The sequence below is a fragment of the Dyadobacter sp. genome (assembly GCF_051859145.1).
GTDB lineage: Bacteria > Bacteroidota > Bacteroidia > Cytophagales > Spirosomataceae > Dyadobacter.
On the sequence record NZ_JBHYGF010000383.1, the window covers coordinates 1 to 4,064 of the forward strand.

5 protein-coding genes are annotated in these 4,064 nt (G+C 48.1%); 3 read left to right on the forward strand and 2 right to left on the reverse strand.

Features of this window, described 5'->3' with window-relative positions; genetic code table 11:
• Nucleotides 1-355: PAS domain-containing protein (locus ACTIE6_RS19695; protein WP_439558274.1), on the reverse strand; the 355-nt coding region annotated here is incomplete at its 3' end.
• Between the two features lie 222 nt (nucleotides 356-577).
• Here ACTIE6_RS19695 and ACTIE6_RS19700 point away from each other — a divergent pair.
• Nucleotides 578-1,216 (forward strand): 3-keto-disaccharide hydrolase, encoded by a 639-nt coding sequence (locus tag ACTIE6_RS19700; protein ID WP_439558275.1) that lies wholly within the window; start codon nucleotides 578-580, stop codon nucleotides 1,214-1,216.
• Between the two features lie 6 nt (nucleotides 1,217-1,222).
• Here the strand turns inward: ACTIE6_RS19700 and ACTIE6_RS19705 are convergent, their stop codons facing one another.
• The gene (locus ACTIE6_RS19705) at nucleotides 1,223-1,705 is read right to left on the reverse strand and encodes a DinB family protein (protein ID WP_439558276.1); all 483 of its coding nucleotides are present in this window, start codon (nucleotides 1,703-1,705) and stop codon (nucleotides 1,223-1,225) included.
• Nucleotides 1,706-1,791: 86 nt separating this feature from the next.
• Between ACTIE6_RS19705 and ACTIE6_RS19710 the strand changes: the two genes are divergently transcribed.
• Both ACTIE6_RS19710 and ACTIE6_RS19715 read left to right on the forward strand, forming a co-directional pair.
• Nucleotides 1,792-3,171, forward strand: coding sequence for a Gfo/Idh/MocA family protein (locus ACTIE6_RS19710; protein WP_439558277.1), 1,380 nt, complete (start codon nucleotides 1,792-1,794; stop codon nucleotides 3,169-3,171).
• Nucleotides 3,172-3,194: 23 nt separating this feature from the next.
• Nucleotides 3,195-4,052 carry an alpha/beta hydrolase gene (locus tag ACTIE6_RS19715; protein WP_439558278.1) on the forward strand — a complete coding sequence of 286 codons (858 nt, stop codon included), beginning with the start codon at nucleotides 3,195-3,197 and terminating at the stop codon, nucleotides 4,050-4,052.
• Nucleotides 4,053-4,064: the final 12 nt, after the last annotated feature.

The window sequence follows — 4,064 nt, forward strand, 5'->3', positions numbered from 1 at the left end:
TACCATCTTTCTGGATTGTATAACCGCGGTCGTGCACATGTGCGTAGGTACCGTCTGCTTTACGGAAGCGATAATGGTCCGACCACTTGGAGCCGCCATTGTCAATGACGTCGTGTATCTTCTTTATAACCCTTTCCAGGTCTTCCGGATGAATGTTGTTGTACCACGATTCAGAACCGGCTTCAAGGCTTTCGGGAGTGTGGCCGAAGATCTGGGCCATTCCTTCATTCCACCATACTGTATTATTTTCAAGGTCCCGGTCCCAGATTACGTCGTGGGTAGCTTTCGCAACAAGTTCAAAACGTTCAGCAGCAACCAATAAATCGTTTTGTTGGCTGTTCAAGGTGTCAATCATAAGAATTCAAATGCTAGGGTATGCAGTGTTGCCACTCGGGAGCAAACTTACTTTCGGTAAAAATACAAACTGGCTAACTGCAGTCAAGATGGTCGCGCAGAGAATTTATCCAATGTTAGTACCCGGGCGACGACCGTACTTCTGCAACATCGTCATAGTATAGGCTAAGTGTACGTGGCTTTTACAAATGTGGATTTCGGAAAACGAAAAAAAATGAAGGTTATGTCAAGAAACGCATTATACCCGCTTGCTGCTGCTGCGCTCCTGTTCGTGGGCTGCATAGTTGCGCCTGTGAAGAAGGCTGTTCCGCTGTTTGACGGAAAGACATTTAACGGGTGGGAAGGAGATACGGTAAAAACCTGGAAGATCGAGAGCGGTGCCATCGCCGGCGGCTCTCTTAGCGAGACGGTGCCGCATAATGAGTTTTTATGTACCAGAAAACCATACGCCAACTTTATCCTGAAAGTGAAGTTCAAACTCATCGGCAATGAAGGTTTTGTCAATACAGGTGTGCAATTCCATAGCGTCAGGTCCAAAGATCCTGCTTATGAAATGATCGGCTACCAGGCTGACCTGGGAGACAAGTTCTGGGCCAGCTTATATGATGAATCCCGTCGTAACATGACATTAATAGCACCAGATTCTGCATTGATCGAGAAAATACTGAAAAGGAATGAATGGAACGACTACGAAGTGCACAGCCAGAACGGGCGCATTCAGCTTTTCCTGAATGGAACAAAAACGGTTGATTACACCGAGCCAGACAAATCCATTCCGCAAAAAGGACTCATCGCATTGCAGATCCACGGTGGCGGCAAAGCCAAAGTGTACTACAAAGACATTTGGATAGAGGAACTTTGAAAAGCCTCAATGCCACGCACTCATGATCCTTCGAAGTACCACGATTTCAGCAGTATGATAGGCATTATGGTCCGCGATCAGCATCGCTTCGCGCAACAGATTCTGGCCGGTACCCCAGGGAAAGGTGGCAAAAAGGTCTCGTGTGTCATCTTGTAGTAGCTGAATAAATGTCTGCTGATCCTGTTTAATCTGGTCCAGCGCAGCTTCCCATTTTTCGTCACTTACGGTTTCCAATGGCGCGGTCCAGTAATCTTTTGGCCATTCAATTTCCTGGTAATCGGCAGAGGCGGAGAAATCGAGAATGTCTTTTTGCGCGATACGGAGGTGTTCTACAAGCTGCCAGATGCTGTAAGGCAGCTCAGCCGGGGTAGCTCCGCGCAAGTTTGCAGGTAAGTCTTCGAGCGCATCCCAAAGTGTCACGTGCGCCTGGCCTTTTTCTATTAATGCTTGTAGCTCGGCAACCAGCTTTTTTCTTTCGTCATTTTCCATTGTACTTACTTATTCGTGCCTTGTTGTAGAAAATATTAATTGTTTATTTTAGCAAAAACATCTTTCACCTATTTCCTGTATTGACAATGAATCCTGCCCGCCGGAAGTTCCTTAAAAATATGTCTGCTGCCTCCGTGCTTTTGGCCGGGGAGTCAGTTGCCAAGCCATTTAATATTATCAAAGACCTGAAAAAAATCAGTCCCAACGATAAGATCCGCTTTGCTACGATCGGAATGGGGATTCAGGGACATAGTGATACAAAAGCTGCAATGCGCAGCGGAACCGGCGCCGAGTTCGTCGCTGCGGCCGATTTGTACGACGGCAGGTTGACGCGCGTAAAGGAACTCTACGGAAAAGACATTTTTACCACGCGCGATTACCGCGAGATTCTGGACAAAAAAGACATTGATGCTGTGCTGGTAGTAACCCCCGACCATTGGCATGATCACATTACAAAAGCTTCTCTGACAGCCGGCAAGCATGTTTATTGTGAAAAACCCATGGTGCATCACATCAATGAAGGTTTGTCGGTCATTGAAGCCTGGAAAAAATCCGGCAAGACCATGCAGGTAGGAAGTCAGCGAATCAGCTCATCGGCGTTCAAGGAGGCTAAAAGGCTGTTTCAGGCAGGTGAGATAGGGGAGATCAATTACGTAGAATCCAATAATGACCGTTTCAATGCAATCGGAGCGTGGAACTACTCGATACCCACTGACGCATCCGTGAAAACCGTGGATTGGGACACTTACCTGGGCGATGCGCCGAAGGTACCTTTTGATCCAAAGCGTTTTTTCAGGTGGAGAAATTACCGCGACTACGGTACCGGCGTGGCAGGCGACCTTTTTGTGCATTTGATTACCGGCGTTCACTTCGTGACAGGCTCAAATGGACCGGAGCGGATATTTTCTTCCGGCGAGCTGAGTTACTGGAAAGACGGTCGCGACGTACCGGATGTTCTGGTTTCCATTCTGGAATATCCCAAAACAGATATCCATGCCAATTTTCAAATGGTACTCCGCGTCAACTTTGCCAATGCGGGCGCCATAGCCAACAATACGCGCATTATCGGAACCGAGGGGCAGATTGAGTTTACAGAAGATAACCTGATCCTGACTAAAAAGAAGCTGCCGAAAGCACCCGGATTTGGTGGTTATGACAGCTATAATACCTTTTCGGAAAGTGAACAGAAGGAGTTTAAAAAACAATACGACGCGCAGTATCCGGAAGACACGCGCAAGGCGGATCCCGTGAAAGAAGTACGTTTTAATGCCCCGGAAAAGGAAGATGCACATGCGGACCATTTCAAGGATTTTTTCGAGAACATTAAAAAAGGCAGTACAGGTACGATCGAAGATCCGATTTTTGCTTTCCGGGCGGCGGCGCCGGTGCTCGCTTGCAACGAAAGCTATTTCAGCAGGGAGGTCATTAAGTGGGATCCTGTTGCTATGAAGCTTAAAAAGAAATAATTAATCGCCATTATCCTGAACCCATGAAGTTTTCCCGTTTACTGTTCCTTTTGTTGCTGAGTACCAAAATTGCTTCCGCTCAGACCAGCAAGGTTTTTGACCAGCTGTCCCTACCGTCCAAGTTGCTGAAATCCGAACGCAAGTTTGCGATATACCTGCCGCCTGACTACGCTACTTCCGAGCGGAGCTATCCTGTATTATACCTCCTGCACGGTGCAGGGGATGATCAAACCGGCTGGGTACAGTTTGGGATGGTGCAGCATATTGCCGATAAGGCGATTGCTGACGGTAGTGCCGCGCCTATGATCATCGTGATGCCGGATGCAAATACGGGGAGAAGGGGGTATTTTAATGATGTAAAAGGCGACTGGCCTTATGAAGATTTCTTTTTTAAAGAGCTCATTCCATTTATCGAAAAGAAGTATCGGGTGAAAGCGGAGAAGGAATTTCGTGCAGTGGCTGGCTTGTCAATGGGTGGAGGCGGTACATTCATGTATGCGCTGCACCATCCCGAACTGTTTGCAGCAGCCTGCCCGCTAAGCGCCTCTACCGGACCGATTACGCTCGAAGATGCACGGAAAAACCTCGAACGCAACAATCCCGGCGTTGCTGATACAACGGTGGCGCGTTATTACGAAAGGCACAGTGCGTTGGCGCTGATCAATAATATGCCCGACAACCAGAAGAAGGCCGTGAAATGGTACATTGATTGCGGAGACGATGACTTTCTGTACGAAGGCAACTCATTGGTGCACATTGCCTTGCGGAAAAAGGAGGTGCCACACGAATTCCGTATCAGGGAAGGTGCCCACAACTGGAAATACTGGCGGGAGTCGCTGCCCAATGTGCTGGAATTTGTCTCGCAATCTTTTCACCGTTGAGTACGCTGCGTG

Bases quoted from the DNA above. Each gene is read 5' to 3' on its own strand.
- ACTIE6_RS19700 (WP_439558275.1), top strand. From the start codon at position 578: ATGTCAAGAAACGCATTATACCCGCTTGCTGCTGCTGCGCTCCTGTTC.
- ACTIE6_RS19705 (WP_439558276.1), bottom strand. From the start codon at position 1,705: ATGGAAAATGACGAAAGAAAAAAGCTGGTTGCCGAGCTACAAGCATTA.
- ACTIE6_RS19710 (WP_439558277.1), top strand. From the start codon at position 1,792: ATGAATCCTGCCCGCCGGAAGTTCCTTAAAAATATGTCTGCTGCCTCC.
- ACTIE6_RS19715 (WP_439558278.1), top strand. From the start codon at position 3,195: ATGAAGTTTTCCCGTTTACTGTTCCTTTTGTTGCTGAGTACCAAAATT.